This is a genomic window from Psychroflexus longus (genome assembly GCF_020164595.1).
GTDB lineage: Bacteria > Bacteroidota > Bacteroidia > Flavobacteriales > Flavobacteriaceae > Psychroflexus > Psychroflexus longus.
Map to the genome: position 1 here is coordinate 1 of NZ_JAIQZE010000012.1, position 19,978 is coordinate 19,978.

Consider the following 19,978-nt stretch of genomic DNA (forward strand, 5'->3'; position numbering starts at 1 on the left):
TGCACAAGCAAAACAAACTCAAAAGAAAATCGTATAAATCAAAAAACCTTAACGATGCTAGCATCGTTAAGGTTTAAATTATAAATTTAATGGCTAATAATCTGTATCGGTTATTTAGGACGAGACACTTATTTAGCCTATGCTAGTCAACTTTAGGTATAAAAACCTCTGCAAGCATACACCTTGCACTGCCTCCTCCATGAGTTTCTATGGTGGTTAGATCACTGCTTAAGATTTTAGAATATTTCTCTATAGCTTGAATTTGCTTATCAGTAAGTGAATCATAAGCCGCCTGACTCATTATCGTATACTTATCTGTTTCACCTTGAACCTGCAGCATATTTCCAGCGAAATTATTCATTTGCTCTTCAGAAATTGTAATGATCTCTTTACCATCCTGAGTGAGACTGTCAGCCACTAGTTTTCTCTCTTTTTTATCATCGATGGTATCCAGACAAATCACTGCAAACTCTTCGGCGACACACATCATCACATTAGTATGATAAATTAACAAGCGCTCTCCATCGTGGGTTTGATAGGCTTTAAAAATTATAGGAGTATATTCAAAATCTTCACAGAATTCGATCACTAAATCTTCATCAGCTCTTGGAGACAAAGCGCAGTAAGCTTTTCTATTTTCTCTATCCAAAATTAAGCTTCCTGTTCCCTCCAGGAAGACATTTTCCATTTCTGCGGAAGTATAATCTACAAAATTTCTTATGAAGTAACCTTCTGCTTCAATTTTTTCAAAAACATCTTCACGTCTTTCTTTGCGCCTATTTTGGGCAAACATTGGATATAAAGCAACATCTCCGTTTTCATGAAAGGACACCCAATTGTTTGGGAATATTGAGTCTGGTGTATCCTGACTAGCAATATCATCAATCACGATTATATTTACTCCAACTGCTTTTAGTTGATCCACAAATGCATCAAATTCATCTTGTGCTTTTTTATTAACAGTTGCTTGGAGATCGCTCGTAGATTTCTGGAAGTAATTATTGACAGCTGTTTCTTCATTCATTCTGAAGATGACTGGTCGAATCATTACTAATGTATCTGTAATTTGTTTCATTATTCTCTTATTAATGGTAAAGTCGAGCATCTTAAAAGACCCTCTTGTTTGGCAATTTCTCTATAATTGACAGTTTCAACTAAAATCCCTTTTGATCTCAGCCATTCATTTAGTCGTGTAAAATATCCATCTGAAATCACTACAGTTTCTGAAATAGAAAAAATGTTGCTGTTCATGTCGTACATTTCTTGGGCAGTAATTTCAAAAACATTTTCTTTTCCGTAAAGGTTGATCAGCCACTGGTACTCTTCCTCTTCCAGAAACCCGTTTTTGTGAATAATCGCATACTTACTTCCAACAGGCTGAAAACAGCAATCTAAATGTAATGCATTGGCTTTTGGGTCTGTATTAGACTTCCTTAAGTTAAAGGATTTTACTTGTTTACCCGGAAACAATTTCTGTAATTCTTCAACTGCCTCAACGTTTGTTCTGGCTGTGATGTAGTCTGAATAATCTTTTCCCCTATAAGTTCCAACCAAAATGTAATCTCCATGAGGCATCACATCGCCACCTTCAATATGGCAGTGCTCTGGAAGTCTTATCTTTTTATCAGCATCAATTTTATCTAAAACATGCTCAATAGCCTTGATTTCTTTTTCTCTATCTGGGAGAATATTGGCGAATATAAATTTATCTTCTATGACAAACCCGATATCTCTGGAAAAAATTTGATTGTAATCTTTTAAGATAACTGGTCTTAGAACTTCAACATGATGTTTTTTGAAAATGTCGGCCACAGACTCTATTTCTTTAATCATATCTTCTTCTTCCGGGTAGGTCCCTTCTTTGATATGTTTTATGGATTTAGGGTCGTAAGCATCCTCCAACTTTGGTTGATCGCCAATAGAATTGGCAACACCCAAGACCACGGTTTTTAACCTTGAGGTCTCATTAGAAATATGTAGTTTCAATGTATTTTATTTTTTTGCGCGAATATACTTACTTAGAAACAAATCCTTGAACTATTGTTAAAAATCAAGCCTTGAAATTCAGAAAAATATTAGGATCTGGGCAATTTTTTCTGTAGAAATCAAGATCTACCTGAGAAGAAACCCCTGGATAATCGCCATAATAATCATCGATATCCATTATAATTTGAAAATGTAAGTGCGGGGCATAATTCCCGTTGACTTCGTTGCTTCCAAGAAAGGCCAGAGGTTCTTCTATGGTGACTCCCTCTCCTACTTGATGCAGCTGCAAGGATTCTCTTGACAAATGACCGTATAGTGAATAAAATTTTAGGTCTTTTATATGATGTTCCAAAATTATTGTTGGTCCGTAATCTCCAAAATTCAAGTTATCCTTTTGACTATGGATTTTTCCAGGTAATGGAGTAAAAACTGGTGTTCCTGCTTCTACCCACACATCTATACCAAGATGAACATTTCGTTTATGAGAATGAGAATTGACCCCAAAATATGAGCTTCTGTCATATAAACTTCTCTTTTCCAAATATCCGCCATAAGCAGCTTTCGCATTTTTATTTTTTAGATAATCTTTCAAATAAGCCTGAAGAGCAAATTCAGCTGATAAATCAATTTTCAGTTCAGAAGTCTTGGTATCTGAAAGGTCTAGTGGAGCATAATCAGATTCAGAAAAAGAAAGTCCTAAAATAGAAAAGAATGAACTCTTAATATGGTCTTTTATCAAATTCAGCATAATGTAAAACCTTATATATTAAACTAACAAAACCCCAATAAAATTGGGGTTTTAATATTATTCAATAATAGATAATTTTTATTCGTCTCTTAAGACATTGAGTGTAACATCTATATTATCTCGTGTTGCTCGGGAAAATGGGCATACTACATGAGCTTCGTTGACCAATGTCTCAGCCGTCTTGATATCATCCACGCCTGGCAAGTAAGAATCTAAAATTGCTGAAAGTAGCAGACTTCCATCATCTTCTTTATTGATACTAATATGTGCTGTAACGCTAAAATCTCCTAAATCTACTTTGTGTTTTTCGGCAACCAAGCTCAAAGCACTTCCAAAACATGCGGAGTACGCTGATCCAAAAAGTTGCTCTGGATTCACTCCGTCTCCACCATCACCACCGAGACCTTTAGGCATGCTCAACGGCATATCAATAGGACCATTTTCAGTTTTGACGTGACCTTTACGACCTCCGGTTGCTGTAGCTTTCGCTGTATAAAGTGTTTTCATGAGTTTAAATTTTAATTTAATCGAATATACTAACTACACGACCTTAGTGAAAAAATGAATTCATAAATTTGTACTAAATCTAAATTATGTCTTCGTCTAAAAATAAAAAATCTGCGCTTCATGAAACCAAAAGTGATCCGAGTTTGAATTTGAGTCAAACCTCGGCTGAGCGCATTAAAAATTTGAGACGACAATCTAAAGATATTAAAAAACTTACTGAAGGTATTTTAAGTGGAAATAAGACAGATTTAAGTCAGGCAATTACGCTTATTGAAAGTCAAAGTAAACGTCATACAGAAGACATAAAAACTATCATTTCTACTTGTTTGCCGTACTCCAACAAATCGCTAAGAATTGGTATCACTGGTGTGCCAGGAGTTGGAAAAAGTACATTTATAGAGCAGTTAGGATTGTTGTTGGTTAAGAAGGGGCATAAAGTAGCAGTCCTGGCTGTAGATCCGTCTAGTTCGGTCACAAGAGGAAGCATTCTTGGAGATAAGACCCGGATGGAAAAATTGGTTCAGCATCCCATGGCTTATATAAGGCCTACAGCCTCGGGCGAATCTCTGGGCGGAGTAGCTAGAAAAACCCGCGAAAGCATTTTGCTTTGCGAAGCCGCTGGATATGACATACTTCTTATAGAGACAGTTGGGGTTGGACAGAGTGAAACTGCTGTGCATAGCATGACAGATTTCTTCTTACTATTAAAACTCGCAGGTGCTGGAGACGAATTACAAGGCATCAAACGCGGTATTATAGAAATGGCAGATGCCATAGTTATCAATAAAGCAGATGGAGATAATATAAAAGCAGCTAAAAAAGCTAAAGTTGAATTCAATAGAGCTTTGCACATGTATCCTTCAAAGTCCAATGGCTGGGATCCTAAAGTAAAACTAGCCAGTGCCTTGCAAAATGAAGGCATCGACAAGGTTTGGAAAATGCTTACTGACTACTTTGAAAAGGCTAAACAAAACGGATATTTTGAAGAAAAACGAGCTGATCAAAATAAATTCTGGCTGACCCAAACCATTGAAGATTCTCTCAAAAAAGAGTTCTACCAGAATGAAGTCATCAAGAGTGAGTTTCCAGAAGTTCTTGAGAAAATTCATAATCAGGACTTAAGCCCTTTTGAAGCAGCGGAATATCTTTTAAAAAAAGCAAAAATTTAGGAATAAGCTATTGAGCTGTATCAAATCTTGATTTTAAATAGCTATGGAATTTGGAGAATAAATACCCTGTTAAAATTCCGAGCAAAGCACCAGTGATAATATCTCCCGGATAGTGCACACCCACATAAATACGACTGTAGGTAACCATAAAAGCCCAGAAAAATATCCAATAGAAAGCATTTTTATAATGGGGCTTAAGAAGATTGGAGACTAAAGTCGCCACAGCAAAAGAACTGATTGCATGCCCAGAAAAATATCCGAATTTACCGCAGCGTTTCGCTAAAAATCGACCGTATTCAATAAAAGGTTCATTACATGGCCTTAGCCTTTCGAAAGTATCCTTAAAGAAGTTTGCCAGCTGATCTGTGAAAGCTATCATCAATCCCACTACAACGACTGTAATTAGCAAGCCTTTTAATTTTATTTTTTGATAAATCAGAAACAAAAGAATCCCATACAGTGGATATGAAGTTTCCTTTTCTGTCAATAATACCCAAAACCAATCCCATTCTTTAACCCCAAGGTTATTGAGAAAAAGAAACAATTCTCTGTCTAAAGTCTGAAGTTGTTCTAGCATATTCTATTGGTAACGATCCACTTCTCTATCGTAAAACTCTGAAGCCTCTTTGATTAAATTATTAGTCTCCTCTACCATTTCCTCTTCGTTTTCAACATCAAACTCCTCAAGCCATTCAATATCATCTGTCTTGAGGTCAATAATGAATCTTGGAAACTCGGTGTGGATGATGAATATAGACTCAGGAAAATCAGTATTGTCACCTAATATAAATCTTGGTAATTTCATGATTGTGATAATTTAGTTTCGCCAAAAGTATGAATTTGTTTCTTGGAGAGCATATTAAATCTGATATACAACATAATAGCAGATGCCGTAAGACCAGAAAGAAGCCCAAGCCAAATACCTACACTTCCCAGCACCTCCTCTTTTCCAGTAAAATAAGATATTGGAAGGCCAATAAGCCAATAAGCGATAAAACAAAGTAAGGTTGGAACTTTTACATCTTGTAATCCCCGTAATGCTCCAAGAATAGCCACTTGTAAGCCATCACTTAATTGAAAAAGTGCTGCCACAATAAGTAACTGAGATGCTAGAAGTATAACCTCCGAGTCATCGATGTATAAAGTGGGCAGGAATCCTTTCAAAAGGATAAAACCAATAGCAAAAACGCCTTCGATAAGAAAAACCTGAAGGAAAATAGAAAAGGCTACATCTCTAAGGGTTTTAAATTGGCGTTTACCTTTTTGATTAGCTACTCTTATCGTAGCAGTTACGCCAAGCCCTACAGCAATCATAAAAGTCATAGAGGCCAGATTGAGAGCAATCTGATTTGCAGCTTGAGGTTTGGTACCCAAAGTTCCAGCCAAAAGTACAGTTGCCGTGAAAATCCCTCCTTCAAACAACATTTGCAAAGCGGTAGGAAACCCAAGGTTAATCAATCTTTTAAAAATAGCTTTATCCAGGGACTTCTTCATTAAAATAAAATAAGGCTTCAATTTAGGCCTTCTGCTTAAGATAAGATATAGTAAAATCAGCATGAAAACTCGTGAAATCAATGTACCAATTGCAGCTCCTTCCAGCTCCAGACGTGGAAAAAACCAAACTCCATATATCAGTAAATAATTAAATATTACGTTCACAATGTTAGCTAAAATAGTAGCATACATAGCATATTTGGTCATAGAAAGCCCGTCTGCAAATTGCTTGAATCCTTGAAAAATCATAAGTGGAATGAGAGAAAACGCCACGATATCCAGATAGGGTAAGGCGAGCTCAACAACATCTTTGGGTTGATCCAGATGATGAAGTATAGGCTTTGCTAGCAATAGCAATAAAAACAAAACAATGCCATTGACCGTACACATGACCAGACCATGCTGGAAAAAAAAACGCCCTTTGGTGGTATCTCCTTCTCCATCTGCTTCAGCAATTAGTGGAGTAATGGCGAAGCTGAATCCAATTCCTAAAAAAAGTGCAAAAAATATAAGTGTATTCCCTAATGAAACAGCAGCGAGGGGTGCAGCTCCAAGCTTTCCGATCATCAAATTGTCAACAAATCCTACAAGGACATGCCCAAGTTGACCAAGCATTATCGGAAATGCTAGACTGAAATTTTTTGAAAACTCCCTGGTGTAAATAGATAAATTCAAAAGTCTTTTTATTTTTTCAAAAGGCAAAAGTACACTTTGAGAATAGAATATATAATCTAGCCTCATTATTTAATCAGTTAAAGTCTTTGAATATAGATTAGCCCCAAAAAGTTGAATTTACTTTATATTTGAGAATTAATTCTGAAAATAAAGAAACTTGAAAAAAGATTTTGACAAGGAAGAAGTTATCAAGCATGTAGCCACTTTACTACAAGAGATTCCCACATCAATGGAAATCGTAAAAGATGACTCCAAAAAAGAACAACGTTTTCTTTATTTAGCGAAACATATGGTTGAAAAGGCCATTAAGAAAGACGCACTTCTCGTTTCTGACGATGGAAGAGGAATCGCTATTTTCTTTAGAATGGATGGAAAAAGTGAAGGCTTCTGGACTGAACTGATAAGTGATCTCAAACTAGCCATAAATGTTACTGGAATTACTAAAGGGCTGAAAGCTTTAAAATCTCAGAAATTTGTTCGTCAACAGCGCCCCAATGATGGTGAGTTTTTATATTGTTGGTTTTGGGGAATTTTACCCGATGCCAGGGGAAATACTAGTGACAAAACGCCCTATAAGATGAAAGACGAAATGTTTCGTATTTCCAAGGCTTTACAATTACCTATTTATGCGGAAACTCGTATTAGAAAAGTAAACATTGCTTACAGAAGGTATGGTTTTGAATTGCTCAAGGAATGGAAACATCCTAGTGGTGATAAAATGTATTTTTTAAAATATACCCCACCGCAACTGGATTCTAACTAGTTTTAAGTTGAACAAATTTCTTCACATCGTCTTCAGTAATCTGCTGATCCCCAAGGATAATAAGGCGTTCCACGACATTACGCAACTCCCTTATATTCCCTGTCCAGTTCAGCTTTTCTAAAAGTGAAACAGCTTTCGCTTCAAAAACTTTTGGCTTTGTGCCTTGTTCTTTAGCTATTTTTTCTGTGAAGTGATGAATCAGCTCAGGAATGTCTGCTCGCCTATCTTTAAGCGCAGGCACATGAATAATGATCACGGCTAGTCTATGGTATAGGTCTTCTCTAAAGTTCCTCTCATTTATTTCTTCCTTTAAGTTCTTGTTGGTTGCTGCAATTACTCTCACATCTACTTTTATATCCTTATCACTTCCTACGCGTTGAACTCTGTTTTCTTGTAAAGCTCTCAAGACTTTTGCCTGGGCGGACAAACTCATATCACCAATCTCATCGAGGAAAATTGTCCCTCCATTAGCAGCTTCAAATTTTCCAGCTCTATCTTTATTGGCAGAAGTAAATGCTCCTTTTACGTGTCCAAACAATTCACTCTCAATTAATTCTGAAGGAATCGCAGCACAGTTCACCTCTATAAAAGGCCCTTTATTCCTGTTGCTTTTTTCATGCAGCCAATGAGCTACCAGCTCTTTACCAGTACCATTTTCACCTGTGATTAAAACCCTGGCTTCAGTTGGAGCAACTTTATTGATCATTGATTTAATTTGATCGAGCTCCTCTGACTTACCTACCATTTCAAATTGTTTTGAAACTTTCTTTTTCAATTGCTTGTTTTCTTGAGCAAGCTGAGTGTGGTCAAGGGCAATTCTCACTGTATTAAGCAATCGGTTCAAATCTGGAGGCTTCGAAATGTAGTCAAAAGCACCCATCCTCATAGTTTCAACAGCAGTTTCCAGATCCCCGTGTCCCGATATCATTATTACAGGAAGTTCAGGCTGAAGTTTTTGACAAGCAGATAAAACTTCCATTCCATCCATCTTTGGCATTTTAATATCGCACAAAACCAAGTCATAAGAATTTTTCTTGATCAGTTCTATCCCTATTAAACCATCCTCAGCCTCATCAATATTGTAATTCTTCTCTTCCTCTGAAAGAATTTTTTTCAGTACTCTTCTTATCGCATCTTCGTCTTCAATAATGAGTAATCTTGGCATAATAATTTTAATTTATGAAATTAAATATAAGTTTTATCTGAAGTTTAAAGTTGCAACCTCAACATTTTTTGGAATATTTTAAAAGCTAAGAGGCTTTAAAAACAAAACCCACCCTGCGCAATGAAGGGTGGGAAAAAAATTGCTATGAAAAAGAAAAAACACCGCTGAATTTAACGGTATTCAAATATATATAATATTCTGTTAACAGCTTAAGAAAACATGTCTTTTACTTTCTCAAAGAAAGATTTATCAGACTTACTTGGATTAGGTTCAAAATTGAAATCACCAAGATTTGTTTCAAAGAATTCTTTTTGTTCTTTGGATAAATCCTGGGGTGTCCATAAATTGATATGTACAAGCAAGTCCCCTATTCCATAACCATTTAAGTTTGGTAAACCTTTATTTCTCAATCTTAAAATTTTTCCACTTTGAACGCCAGGTTCTACTTTTATTCTCACTTTTCCACCTACGGTTTGTATCTCTTTACTAGCTCCTAAAGCGGCTTCAGGGAAACTGATAAATAAGTCATAATGTAAGTTTTCGCCATCCCTCTGCAGGTTTTCATGATTTTTAACTTCAATAAGCACAATCAAATCTCCGGGAACTCCATCTCCAACAGGTTCATTTCCTTTATTTCCAACTTTCAACTGCATGCCGTCTTCAACACCAGCTGGAATTTTAATTGAAACGGTTTCCTCTGTCATCTTCAGACCGTGTGCATCGGTACCTTGACCTTTCTTGTCTATTATTTGACCAGACCCACTACAAGCTGGACATGCAGAAGCGGTCTGCATCCTTCCCAGAATAGTATTAGTTACTCTTGTAACCTGACCGGACCCCTTACAGGTTGTACAAGTTTTAAAAGTTGTGTCTGATGGCTTTTTCTTTCTAGAAACTTTTACCTTTTTCTCTACACCTTTAGCAACCTCTTCTAAGGTAAGACTCACTCGAATTCTTAAATTTCCACCTTTAGCTCTATGACGTCCACCGCCAAAGCCGCCGCCAAATCCAGAGAAACCTTGGCTTCTTCCGCCAAAACCACCTCCAAATATATCACCGAACTGACTGAAGATATCATCCATATCCATACCTCCGCCGCCAAAGCCTTGAGAACCGTCAAAAGCACTATGACCAAATTGATCGTATTTTTGTCTTTTCTCTTCGTTTCCTAAAACTTCATAAGCTTCCGCAGCTTTTTTAAATTTATTTTCGGCTTCAGCATCGTCAGGGTTCTTGTCAGGATGGTATTTTACAGCCATCTTTCTGTAAGCCTTTTTAATTTCGGCTTGAGAAGCACCTTTTGATAAGCCTAATATGTCGTAATAATCTTCTTTCATAACTTATTATTTTCCAGTAACTACTTTAGGATAACGTATGATTTTATCACCAAGAGTGTATCCTTTTTCTACAACATCCACAATTTTTCCTTTCATATCATCACTTGGAGCAGCAATCTGTGTAATCGCTTCGTGCAGTTCGGAATCGAAGACATCTCCAGCTTTCACCGACATAACTTCCAATCCTTTATTATTAAGAGTTTCTCTCAATTTGTTGCTTATGAGCTCAAGTCCTTCGACCAAAGATTGATCACTGGATTTTTTAACTTCTTGCATCGCCCTGTCAAAATCATCCAATACAGGAAGTAAAGACTGCATTACGTCTTGACTTGCTGTTTTAAATAATTCTATGCGTTCCTTAGACGTCCTACGTTTGTAATTTTCAAACTCTGCAAATAATCTTAAGTATTTGTCATCTTTTGCATCAAGCTCTTGTTGTAATTGTTCTTCTTTAGATAATTCTACTTCAGAAGCACAATTTTCAACCTCCTCAGCTTCATTGTGTTCAACTGTGGAAGCATCTTCTCTTTGAGATTCTTGAGCATCGTTTTGCTTTTCTTTACTTTCCATTTCTACTGGATCTTTATCTTCTGATTTTATATTTTCTTTACTCATTACTTACTAATTTATTCAAAATAGGCAAATGTACTGCCAATAACAGTTTAATGCCACAATGACAGATACAAATAATGGAATGTTTTTAGCTACGTTGACTGAAACTTAAATAAACATAAAATGAAAAAAAGAGTAATTAATTCAATGTTGGTTTTATCATTGATCGTCACTGCCTTAAGCTGTAAGAGTGACAAAAAAACTGAAACCTCTGATGCTAAAGATGCTAAGGAAACGACCGAAATGGCAGACACTTACAATGTAAACGTAGAACAGTCTAAGATTAATTGGGTGGGTTCTAAACCAGCTGGACAACATAATGGTATAGTTCCTTTATCTGAGGGTAGCTTAATGGTGTCTGATGATCAGGTCATTGGTGGTGAAGTCACTCTAGACATGACAAGTATCGAAGTTCAGGACTTGGAAGGAGAAGATAAAAAAGATCTTGAAAATCACTTAATGGGATATTCCAATGGAAAAGAAGATCACTTCTTTAATGCCACTAAATACCCTGAAGCCAAATTTGAAATTACTGGTTTTGAAACTGTTGAAGATCAGGCTATGTTATCTGGTAATCTAACATTAAAAGAGATAACCAAAAACATAACTTTTCCTGTAAACGTTTCGATGAATGATGCTGATGAGTCTTTATTATTAACCTCAGAAGAAATTATTTTGGATAGAACTGAATGGGGGATAAAATTTATGTCAAAATCATTTGTTGAAAATCTTGGGGATAACTTTGTAAGCGATCAGATGAAAATATCGTTTGATTTGAAAACGTTTAAAGCTGAATAAAATTAGTTCAGATACTACCAAAATAAAAAATCCCTCAAAAATAAATTTGAGGGATTTTCTTTTTTAGCCTAAAAGAGAATCAAGCTTCTCCTGTAGGTCCAAAGTTCATCGGAACATTGGGTTTATCTTGTTCTTTAATCTTGCCCTGACTTTTTTCAAAACGATTGATATTATCACTCAAAGCTCTTAACAAACGCTTCGCATGTTGAGGAGTAAGTATAATTCTGGATCTCACTTTATTCTTAGGAGAACCAGGCATTATATTCACAAAATCCAAAACAAACTCAGTTTGTGAATGATTAATGATGGCTAGGTTACTGTATATTCCCTGAGCTACATCATCATCAATTTGGATATTTAGCTTTTGTTGCTTTTTATCGTCTTGATCACTCATATTTAATTAAAGTTTACATTCACTTCTTGTTTCTTTTCCATCATTGTGGCCAATTCTTCCTTGGAACCTACAATAATATCGTCGAATTCTCTAAGTCCAGTACCTGCTGGAATTCTATGTCCTACAATTACATTTTCTTTTAAGCCTTCCAAGTAATCCACTTTACCGCTTACCGCAGCTTCATTTAATACTTTGGTAGTTTCCTGGAAAGAAGCAGCAGAAATAAACGACTTAGTCTGTAACGATGCTCTTGTAATACCTTGCAAGATTGGTGAAGCGGTTGCAGATTCAGCATCACGTGCTGTCACTAGCTGCTTATCTTCACGCTTCAAGATTGAATTCTCGTCTCTTAAATCACGTAGAGTGACAATTTGACCAGGTTTCAATGTTGTACTATCGCCAGCATCTTCGACAATTTTCTTTCCGAAAATGTTATCATTTTCTTCAATGAAATCCTCTTTGTGCACCAATTGATTTTCTAAGAAAATAGTATCACCAGAATCCTGAATTCTCACTTTTCTCATCATTTGTCTCACAACAACTTCAAAGTGCTTATCGTTAATCTGTACACCTTGTAGTCTGTAAACTTCCTGAACTTCGTTCACTAAGTATTGCTGTACTGCACTAGGTCCTTTGATATTCAAGATATCTTCAGGAGTTACAGAACCGTCAGACAACGGCATACCTGCTTTGACATAATCGTTTTCCTGTACCAGAATCTGGTTGGAAAGTTTGACCAAGTATTTCTTGACCTCACCTAGTTTAGATTCGATGATGATCTCACGGTTACCTCTTTTGATTTTTCCGAAAGAAACAACACCATCAATTTCACTTACTACAGCAGGATTTGAAGGATTTCTCGCTTCAAACAATTCTGTTAGACGAGGAAGACCACCAGTAATATCACCAGCTTTAGATGATTTTCTAGGAATTTTTACCAAAATCTTTCCGATTTTGATTTCCTCATCATCGTCCACCATCAAGTGAGCTCCAACTGGTAAGTTGTAAGATCTCAAGATTTCATCACCATCACTCTTGATATGAAGAGTTGGTATCTTACGCTTGTTCTTGGATTCTATAATTACTTTCTCCTGGAAGCCAGTTTGCTCATCGCTTTCAACTTCGTAAGTCTGTCCTTGAGTAATGTTCTCAAATTCAATTTTACCAGAGAATTCAGAAATAATTACACCGTTGTATGGATCCCATTTACAAATGACATCGCCTCTTTTGACTTTGTCACCAGGACTGATTAATAATTCAGAACCGTAAGGAATAACATTTGTACTGAGTGCTATTCCAGACTTCTTATCTATAACTTTAACTTCTGAAGTTCTTGAAATAACAATGTCAACTTTATTTCCTTCGCTATTTTTACCTTCAACAGTTTTAAGATCTTCAATCTCTGCAACACCATCAAATTTAGCTTCGAGTTTGTTCTCTTCTGAAATGTTACCTGCAATACCTCCAACGTGGAAGGTTCTTAAGGTCAACTGAGTACCTGGCTCACCAATAGACTGAGCAGCAACTACACCAACAGCTTCACCTCTTTGTACAGTTTTATTAGTAGATAAATTTCTACCGTAACATTTCACACAAATACCTTGTTTTGCTTCACAAGTTAATGGGGAACGCACTTCTACTGAATTTAATGCAGATGCTTCTATTTTATCTGCAGCGTCTTCAAGTATTTCTTCACCCGCTGTAGCCAATAGTTCTTGAGAAATAGGATCTACAATATCGTTTAAAGCAGTTCTACCTACAATTCGCTCACCAAGACTTTCTACAACTTCATCATTTTTCTTCAATGCTGAAACTTCAATACCTCTTAGTGTACCACAATCTTCTTCTCTTACGATCACATCCTGAGATACATCCACCAATCTACGAGTTAAGTAACCTGCATCGGCAGTTTTTAATGCTGTATCGGCAAGACCTTTACGAGCACCGTGAGTAGAGATAAAGTATTCTAGAATTGAAAGACCTTCTTTAAAGTTAGATAAAATTGGGTTTTCAATAATTTCACCACCTGCAGAAGTTGATTTTTTAGGCTTAGCCATCAATCCACGCATACCTGTTAATTGGCGAATTTGTTCTTTAGAACCCCTTGCTCCAGAATCAAGCATCATGTAAACTGAGTTAAAACCTTGCTTATCTTCTCGAATTCGCTTCATAGCCAATTCAGTCAAGTTAGCATTGGTTGCCGTCCAGATATCAATAACCTGATTGTAACGTTCGTTGTTGGTTATAAGACCCATGTTATAATTTCCTATAACGCCTTCAACTTGTTCGTTGGCATCATCAATCATGGTTTGCTTCTCCTCTGGGATAATAATATCACCCAAAGAGAAAGATAACCCACCTCTAAAGGCGAAGTTATAACCCAAACTCTTTATTTCATCAAGGAATTCAGCCGTTTCAGGAACAGACGTTTTCTTTAATACTCTTGCGATTACATCACGAAGAGCTTTTTTAGTCATGACATCGTTTATAAAACCAACACTATCTGGGATAGATTCGTTAAATAATACACGTCCAACGGTTGTTTCAATATTTTTCTTAACGATCTCACCATTTTCATCAACATCATTCGTTCTGATCGTGATCAAAGCATTTAAATCAACTTGCTTTTCATTGTAAGCAATATTAACTTCTTCAGGTGAATAAAACTTCAGACCTTCTCCCTTCACTTTATGTTCAGGAGTAGATGATCTTGGTTTAGTCATGTAATACAGTCCAAGAACCATATCCTGAGAAGGTACAGTAATAGGAGATCCATTTGCTGGATTCAAAATACTGTGTGATGCCAACATCAAGAGTTGAGCTTCCAAAATAGCTTCAGGTCCCAATGGAAGGTGAACCGCCATCTGGTCACCGTCAAAATCGGCGTTAAACGCAGTACATACCAATGGGTGTAATTGTATCGCTTTTCCTTCGATTAATTTAGGTTGGAAAGCTTGTATACCAAGTCTGTGAAGAGTTGGTGCACGGTTAAGTAGGACGGGATGTCCTTTTAACACGTTTTCCAATATATCCCAAACTACGGGCTCTTTTTTGTCTATTATTTTCTTAGCAGATTTTACAGTTTTAACAATTCCTCTTTCTATCAGTTTTCTGATGACAAAAGGCTTGTAAAGTTCTGCTGCCATATCTTTTGGCAATCCACATTCAAACATTTTCATTTCTGGTCCAACAACAATCACAGAACGGGCAGAATAATCCACACGCTTACCAAGAAGGTTTTGTCTGAAACGTCCTTGCTTTCCTTTTAGGGAATCAGAAAGGGATTTCAATGGTCTGTTAGAATCTGTTTTGACTGCAGAAGATTTTCTGGTGTTGTCAAATAACGAATCCACAGATTCCTGAAGCATACGCTTCTCATTTCTAAGAATTACTTCAGGAGCTTTTATCTCCATCAATCGCTTCAAACGATTGTTTCTAATAATTACTCTTCTGTAAAGATCATTCAAATCTGAAGTCGCAAAACGTCCACCATCAAGTGGTACAAGAGGTCTTAATTCTGGTGGAGTTACTGGGATCACTTTCATGATCATCCACTCAGGATTGTTTTCTCTATTGTTTTTTGAATCTCTAAGGGCTTCAACAACTTGAAGACGCTTTAAAGCTTCAGTTTTTCTTTGCTTAGAAGTTTCGTTGTTGGCTTTGTGTCTTAAGTCATAGGATAATTCATCAAGATCTAATCTTTTCAAAATTTCCAAAAGACATTCAGCTCCCATCTTCGCTAAGAACTTATTAGGATCATCATCATCCAAATATTGGTTTTCCTGTGGAAGTTCTTCTAATATATTTAGATATTCTTCTTCAGTTAAGAAATCCATCTTCTTCAGTGGCTCACCTTCTTCATTCTTCGCATTACCTGGCTGAATCACGACATATCTTTCGTAATAAATGATCATGTCTAATTTCTTGGAAGGAATTCCAAGAAGGTATCCAATTTTGTTAGGTAAAGATCTGAAGTACCAGATATGAGCTACAGGAACCACTAGATTAATGTGTCCAACACGGTCTCTTCTTACTTTTTTCTCAGTAACTTCTACACCACAACGGTCACAAACGATTCCTTTGTAACGTATTCTCTTATATTTTCCACAAGCACATTCATAATCTTTGACCGGGCCAAAAATTCTTTCACAAAACAGTCCATCTCTTTCTGGCTTGTGTGTTCTGTAATTAATAGTTTCAGGTTTTAAAACTTCACCTCTGGATTCTGCTAGAATCTTTTCTGGGGAAGATAAACCTATAGAGATTTTATTAAATCTCTTTTGTGTATTCTTATCATTATTTCTTGTCATAATACAAGTGCTAAAGAATTATTGTAATAAATGTGATAACATCTCCTGCCCGAAGGCAGGATTGCTATTACTCTTCTAATCTGATATCTAATCCTAGACCTTTCAATTCATGCATCAACACGTTGAAAGATTCTGGCAATCCTGGTTCTGGCATTGGTTCACCTTTTACGATGGCTTCGTAAGTTTTGGCTCTACCGATAACATCATCAGATTTTACAGTTAAGATCTCTCTCAAGGTAGCTGAAGCTCCATAAGCTTCAAGTGCCCAGACTTCCATCTCACCAAAACGCTGTCCACCAAATTGTGCTTTACCACCAAGTGGTTGCTGCGTGATCAATGAGTAAGGTCCGATAGATCTTGCGTGCATCTTATCTTCAATCATATGTCCCAGTTTCAACATATAAATGACACCTACTGTTGCAGGTTGGTCAAAACGTTCACCAGTTCCACCATCATAAAGATATGTATGTCCAAATCTTGGAATTCCTGCCTCGTCGGTGAGTTCATTGATTTGATCTAAAGTCGCACCATCAAAAATTGGTGTTGCGAACTTTCTACCTAATTTCTGACCTGCCCATCCAAGAACAGTCTCATAAATCTGACCGATGTTCATACGAGATGGTACACCAAGTGGATTCAATACGATATCAACTGGAGTTCCATCATCTAGGAATGGCATGTCCTCTTCTCTTACGATCTTGGCAACAATACCTTTGTTACCGTGACGACCCGCCATCTTATCTCCTACTTTCAACTTACGTTTCTTGGCAACATAAATTTTAGCAAGTTTTAAAATTCCAGATGGAAGTTCATCTCCAACTGTAATAGTAAATTTCTCTCTTCTTAGGTTCCCCTGAAGATCGTTTTGCTTTATCTTATAATTGTGTAAAAGATCTGCAACTAAAGCATTTGTTTCTTTATCTGTAGTCCAAGTCCCTTTGGTTAAGTGACTAAAGTCTTCTACAGAGTTTAGCATTTTAAGCGTATACTTTTTACCTTTTGGTAACGTATCTTCACCTAAATCATTTTGAACACCTTGAGCAGTTTTACCGCCAACGATTCCAAATAATTTTTCAATTAATCGGTTTCTTAGTTCTTCAAATTTGACTTGGTACTTAGACTCAAGTGCATCAATTTCTTGCTTGTCCTGAGCTCTCTTGCGCTTATCTTTTACTGCTCTGGTAAACAATTTCTTGTCTATTACAACACCGTTAAGCGATGGAGAAGCTTTTAAAGAAGCATCTTTTACATCACCAGCTTTGTCACCAAAGATAGCTCTCAGTAATTTTTCTTCTGGTGTAGGATCGCTTTCACCTTTTGGAGTAATCTTACCAATAAGAATATCTCCTGGCTTAATCTCAGCACCGATTCTGATCATACCATGCTCATCCAAATCTTTCGTCGCTTCTTCTGAAACGTTTGGAATATCACTGGTTAATTCTTCATTACCAAGTTTTGTATCTCTTACCTCTAAAGAATATTCATCAATATGAACTGAAGTTAAAAGATCATCCTTAACCACACGTTCTGAAATCACGATCGCATCCTCAAAGTTGTAACCTTTCCATGGCATAAAGGCCACTTTCATGTTTCTACCCAAGGCTAATTCTCCATTATCAGTTGCATAACCTTCACAAAGCACCTGACCTTTAGTCACTCTATCTCCAACTCTAACGATTGGTTTTAGGTTAATAGTAGATCCTTGGTTTGTTTTTCTGAATTTGATCAAGTCATAAGTCTTATCATCATCGTCAAAACTTACTAATTGTTCATTCTCAGTTCTATCGTAAGAAATGATGATTTTTCTTGCATCGACATAATCAACAGTTCCTGCACCTTCAGCGTTAATTAAAACTCTTGAATCCTGAGCAACACGTCTTTCCAGTCCAGTTCCAACAATAGGAGCATCGACTCTTAATAAAGGAAGAGCCTGACGCATCATGTTGGATCCCATCAACGCACGGTTAGCATCATCATGTTCTAAAAACGGAATCAATGAAGCTGATATTGACGAAATCTGGTTTGGAGCAACGTCAATATAATCCACTTGTTTAGGATCTACAACAGGGAAATCACCTTCCATACGAGCAATAACTCGTTCTGAGGTCATAGTTCCGTCTTCAGCAACAGGAATATTTGCCTGTGCAATCAACTTATTTTCTTCTTCTTCAGCAGAAAGGTAGAGTGGTTCTGATTCAAAATCAATTTTACCATTTTCAACTTTACGGTATGGAGTCTCGATAAATCCCATGCTGTTCACTTTTCCATAAACAGACATAGAAGATATCAAACCAATGTTTGGTCCTTCAGGAGTTTCAATAGGACAAAGTCTTCCATAGTGAGTGTAGTGAACATCACGTACCTCAAAACCTGCTCTTTCTCTAGATAAACCTCCAGGTCCTAATGCAGAAAGTCTTCTTTTGTTGGTCAACTCTGCCAATGGATTGGTTTGATCCATGAACTGAGACAATTGGTTTGTACCAAAGAATGAATTAATAACTGAAGACAAGGTCTTCGCATTAATTAAATCAATAGGAGTAAAGACCTCATTATCTCTAACATTCATTCGTTCTCTTATGGTTCTAGCCATTCTTGCCAGACCTACACCAAATTGTTGAGACAATTGCTCACCAACTGTTCTAACACGACGGTTAGAAAGGTGGTCAATATCATCTACTTCAGCTTTGGAGTTAACCAGTTCTATAAGGTACTTGATGATAGTAATAATATCAAGCTTAGTAAGAACTTTGCTGTCCATACTAATATCAAGTCCTAATTTTTTGTTCATTCTGTAACGACCAACTTCACCTAAGTTGTAACGTTGATCTGAGAAGAACAATTTATCAATAATACCACGAGCAGTCTCTTCATCAGGCGGCTCAGCATTACGTAATTGTCTGTAGATATGCTCTACAGCCTCTTTTTCTGAGTTAGTAGGATCTTTCTGTAAAGTGTTATATATAATAGCATAGTCACCAGTCAAATTCTCTTCCTTATGAAGAAGGACAGTTTTTGAACCAGTTTCTAAAATCTCTTCAATATGGTCTTTTTCTAAAATGGTATCACGGTCAAGTACGATTTCATTTCTTTCGATAGAAACAACTTCACCTGTATCTTCATCAACAAAATCCTCATACCAGGTATTCAATACTCTTGCAGCTAATTTTCTACCGAGGTACTTTTTCAAACCAGTTTTAGAAACTTTCACCTCTTCTGCAAGGTCAAAAATCTCTAAAATATCTTTATCTCTTTCAAAGCCAATAGCTCTGAAGAGTGTTGTAACAGGTAATTTCTTTTTACGGTCTATGTATGCGTACATCACAGAGTTGATGTCTGTAGCAAATTCAATCCAGGATCCTTTAAAAGGAATTACTCTAGCCGAGTAAAGTTTAGTTCCATTGGCGTGAAAAGATTGCCCAAAGAAAACACCAGGGGATCTGTGTAATTGAGAAACTACGACTCGCTCTGCTCCATTGATCACAAACGTTCCACTTGGAGTCATGTAAGGGATAGTACCTAAATAGACATCCTGCACGATCGTCTCAAAATCTTCATGTTCTGGATCGGTACAGTAAAGTTTTAATCTGGCCTTAAGAGGCACACTGTAAGTAAGTCCTCTCTCTATACACTCTTGAATGGAGTATCTGGGAGGATCTACAAAGTAATCTAAAAATTCAAGTACAAATTGATTTCTCGTATCTGTAATTGGAAAATTTTCCTGGAAGGTATTATATAATCCTTCGTTGGATCTTTCTTCTGGCTTAGTTTCAAGCTGGAAAAAGTCTTGAAAAGACTTTACCTGAATATCCAAAAAATCTGGATAATCTGGCTTGTTTTGTACGGAAGAAAAACTAATTCGTTCATTATGCATTGCTAACATCTAAGAAAGATTTTAATGCTTTGAATTCAATGAAAATTCATCAGCAATATTAACTTGTAAAAAAGTAAAATAAACACGTCGCGTATAGATACGCAAAATGGTTTAGACCTACAAGACTAAATCTTGTGGTCTAAACCTAA

16 protein-coding genes are annotated in these 19,978 nt (G+C 36.6%); 3 read left to right on the forward strand and 13 right to left on the reverse strand.

What is annotated here, in order from left to right; all coding sequences use genetic code 11:
* Window positions 1–142 precede the first annotated feature (142 nt).
* From ctlX to LB452_RS10655, 4 genes are all read right to left on the reverse strand, one after another.
* On the reverse strand, window positions 143–1,075 hold the full coding sequence (gene ctlX, locus LB452_RS10640; protein WP_224461724.1) for a citrulline utilization hydrolase CtlX: 933 nt from the start codon (window positions 1,073–1,075) through the stop codon (window positions 143–145).
* Window positions 1,075–1,986: a dimethylarginine dimethylaminohydrolase family protein gene (locus tag LB452_RS10645; RefSeq protein WP_224461725.1), complete on the reverse strand. Its 912-nt coding sequence runs from the start codon at window positions 1,984–1,986 to the stop codon at window positions 1,075–1,077. The genes ctlX and LB452_RS10645 overlap by 1 nt, the downstream gene beginning before the upstream one ends.
* 64 nt (window positions 1,987–2,050) lie before the next feature.
* Entirely contained in the window at window positions 2,051–2,734 is a 684-nt protein-coding gene (locus LB452_RS10650; protein ID WP_224461726.1) for a peptidoglycan DD-metalloendopeptidase family protein, read from the reverse strand.
* Window positions 2,735–2,812: 78 nt separating this feature from the next.
* On the reverse strand, window positions 2,813–3,241 hold the full coding sequence (locus LB452_RS10655; RefSeq protein ID WP_224461727.1) for an Ohr family peroxiredoxin: 429 nt from the start codon (window positions 3,239–3,241) through the stop codon (window positions 2,813–2,815).
* A gap of 86 nt (window positions 3,242–3,327) precedes the next feature.
* On the opposite strand from LB452_RS10655, the gene meaB reads away from it, so the two are divergent.
* Complete coding sequence (gene meaB / locus LB452_RS10660; protein ID WP_224461728.1) at window positions 3,328–4,410, forward strand: methylmalonyl Co-A mutase-associated GTPase MeaB; 1,083 nt, start codon at window positions 3,328–3,330, stop codon at window positions 4,408–4,410.
* Between the two features lie 7 nt (window positions 4,411–4,417).
* Here the strand turns inward: meaB and LB452_RS10665 are convergent, their stop codons facing one another.
* Genes LB452_RS10665 through LB452_RS10675 form a run of 3 tightly spaced genes read right to left on the reverse strand, consistent with a single transcriptional unit; the run spans window position 4,418 to window position 6,579 of the window.
* Window positions 4,418–4,987 (reverse strand): phosphatase PAP2 family protein, encoded by a 570-nt coding sequence (locus LB452_RS10665; RefSeq protein ID WP_224461729.1) that lies wholly within the window; start codon window positions 4,985–4,987, stop codon window positions 4,418–4,420.
* A gap of 3 nt (window positions 4,988–4,990) precedes the next feature.
* On the reverse strand, window positions 4,991–5,215 hold the full coding sequence (locus tag LB452_RS10670) for a hypothetical protein (RefSeq protein WP_224461730.1): 225 nt from the start codon (window positions 5,213–5,215) through the stop codon (window positions 4,991–4,993).
* Window positions 5,212–6,579, reverse strand: coding sequence for an MATE family efflux transporter (locus LB452_RS10675; RefSeq protein WP_224461823.1), 1,368 nt, complete (start codon window positions 6,577–6,579; stop codon window positions 5,212–5,214). The genes LB452_RS10670 and LB452_RS10675 overlap by 4 nt, the downstream gene beginning before the upstream one ends.
* Before the next feature lie 157 nt (window positions 6,580–6,736).
* Between LB452_RS10675 and LB452_RS10680 the strand changes: the two genes are divergently transcribed.
* Window positions 6,737–7,342, forward strand: a complete 606-nt coding sequence (locus LB452_RS10680; RefSeq protein WP_224461731.1) for a hypothetical protein — start codon at window positions 6,737–6,739, stop codon at window positions 7,340–7,342.
* Here LB452_RS10680 and LB452_RS10685 read toward each other — a convergent pair.
* From LB452_RS10685 to LB452_RS10695, 3 genes are all read right to left on the reverse strand, one after another.
* Window positions 7,335–8,507, reverse strand: a complete 1,173-nt coding sequence (locus LB452_RS10685; protein WP_224461732.1) for a sigma-54-dependent transcriptional regulator — start codon at window positions 8,505–8,507, stop codon at window positions 7,335–7,337. The genes LB452_RS10680 and LB452_RS10685 overlap by 8 nt on opposite strands.
* A gap of 209 nt (window positions 8,508–8,716) precedes the next feature.
* A complete protein-coding gene (dnaJ, locus tag LB452_RS10690; protein ID WP_224461733.1) occupies window positions 8,717–9,844 on the reverse strand; it encodes a molecular chaperone DnaJ in 1,128 nt (375 codons plus the stop codon).
* 6 nt (window positions 9,845–9,850) lie between these two features.
* Window positions 9,851–10,459 (reverse strand): nucleotide exchange factor GrpE, encoded by a 609-nt coding sequence (locus LB452_RS10695; RefSeq protein WP_224461734.1) that lies wholly within the window; start codon window positions 10,457–10,459, stop codon window positions 9,851–9,853.
* 120 nt (window positions 10,460–10,579) lie between these two features.
* Here LB452_RS10695 and LB452_RS10700 point away from each other — a divergent pair, with 120 nt between their 5' ends.
* On the forward strand, window positions 10,580–11,254 hold the full coding sequence (locus LB452_RS10700; RefSeq protein WP_224461735.1) for a YceI family protein: 675 nt from the start codon (window positions 10,580–10,582) through the stop codon (window positions 11,252–11,254).
* A gap of 79 nt (window positions 11,255–11,333) precedes the next feature.
* On the opposite strand, the gene LB452_RS10705 is transcribed toward LB452_RS10700, so the two are convergent.
* The 3 genes from LB452_RS10705 to rpoB all read right to left on the reverse strand — a co-directional run bounded on the left by LB452_RS10705 (window position 11,334) and on the right by rpoB (window position 19,838).
* Window positions 11,334–11,648, reverse strand: coding sequence for a DUF3467 domain-containing protein (locus LB452_RS10705; RefSeq protein WP_224461736.1), 315 nt, complete (start codon window positions 11,646–11,648; stop codon window positions 11,334–11,336).
* A 2-nt stretch (window positions 11,649–11,650) separates the two neighbouring features.
* A complete protein-coding gene (gene rpoC, locus LB452_RS10710; RefSeq protein ID WP_224461737.1) occupies window positions 11,651–15,958 on the reverse strand; it encodes a DNA-directed RNA polymerase subunit beta' in 4,308 nt (1,435 codons plus the stop codon).
* A 67-nt stretch (window positions 15,959–16,025) separates the two neighbouring features.
* Window positions 16,026–19,838 (reverse strand): DNA-directed RNA polymerase subunit beta, encoded by a 3,813-nt coding sequence (gene rpoB, locus LB452_RS10715; protein ID WP_224461738.1) that lies wholly within the window; start codon window positions 19,836–19,838, stop codon window positions 16,026–16,028.
* Window positions 19,839–19,978 lie beyond the last annotated feature (140 nt).

Bases quoted from the DNA above. Each gene is read 5' to 3' on its own strand.
- LB452_RS10670 (WP_224461730.1), bottom strand. From the start codon at position 5,215: ATGAAATTACCAAGATTTATATTAGGTGACAATACTGATTTTCCTGAG.
- rpoC (WP_224461737.1), bottom strand. From the start codon at position 15,958: ATGACAAGAAATAATGATAAGAATACACAAAAGAGATTTAATAAAATC.
- dnaJ (WP_224461733.1), bottom strand. From the start codon at position 9,844: ATGAAAGAAGATTATTACGACATATTAGGCTTATCAAAAGGTGCTTCT.
- meaB (WP_224461728.1), top strand. From the start codon at position 3,328: ATGTCTTCGTCTAAAAATAAAAAATCTGCGCTTCATGAAACCAAAAGT.
- LB452_RS10685 (WP_224461732.1), bottom strand. From the start codon at position 8,507: ATGCCAAGATTACTCATTATTGAAGACGAAGATGCGATAAGAAGAGTA.
- rpoB (WP_224461738.1), bottom strand. From the start codon at position 19,838: ATGTTAGCAATGCATAATGAACGAATTAGTTTTTCTTCCGTACAAAAC.
- LB452_RS10665 (WP_224461729.1), bottom strand. From the start codon at position 4,987: ATGCTAGAACAACTTCAGACTTTAGACAGAGAATTGTTTCTTTTTCTC.
- ctlX (WP_224461724.1), bottom strand. From the start codon at position 1,075: ATGAAACAAATTACAGATACATTAGTAATGATTCGACCAGTCATCTTC.
- LB452_RS10700 (WP_224461735.1), top strand. From the start codon at position 10,580: ATGAAAAAAAGAGTAATTAATTCAATGTTGGTTTTATCATTGATCGTC.
- LB452_RS10650 (WP_224461726.1), bottom strand. From the start codon at position 2,734: ATGCTGAATTTGATAAAAGACCATATTAAGAGTTCATTCTTTTCTATT.
- LB452_RS10705 (WP_224461736.1), bottom strand. From the start codon at position 11,648: ATGAGTGATCAAGACGATAAAAAGCAACAAAAGCTAAATATCCAAATT.
- LB452_RS10695 (WP_224461734.1), bottom strand. From the start codon at position 10,459: ATGAGTAAAGAAAATATAAAATCAGAAGATAAAGATCCAGTAGAAATG.
- LB452_RS10655 (WP_224461727.1), bottom strand. From the start codon at position 3,241: ATGAAAACACTTTATACAGCGAAAGCTACAGCAACCGGAGGTCGTAAA.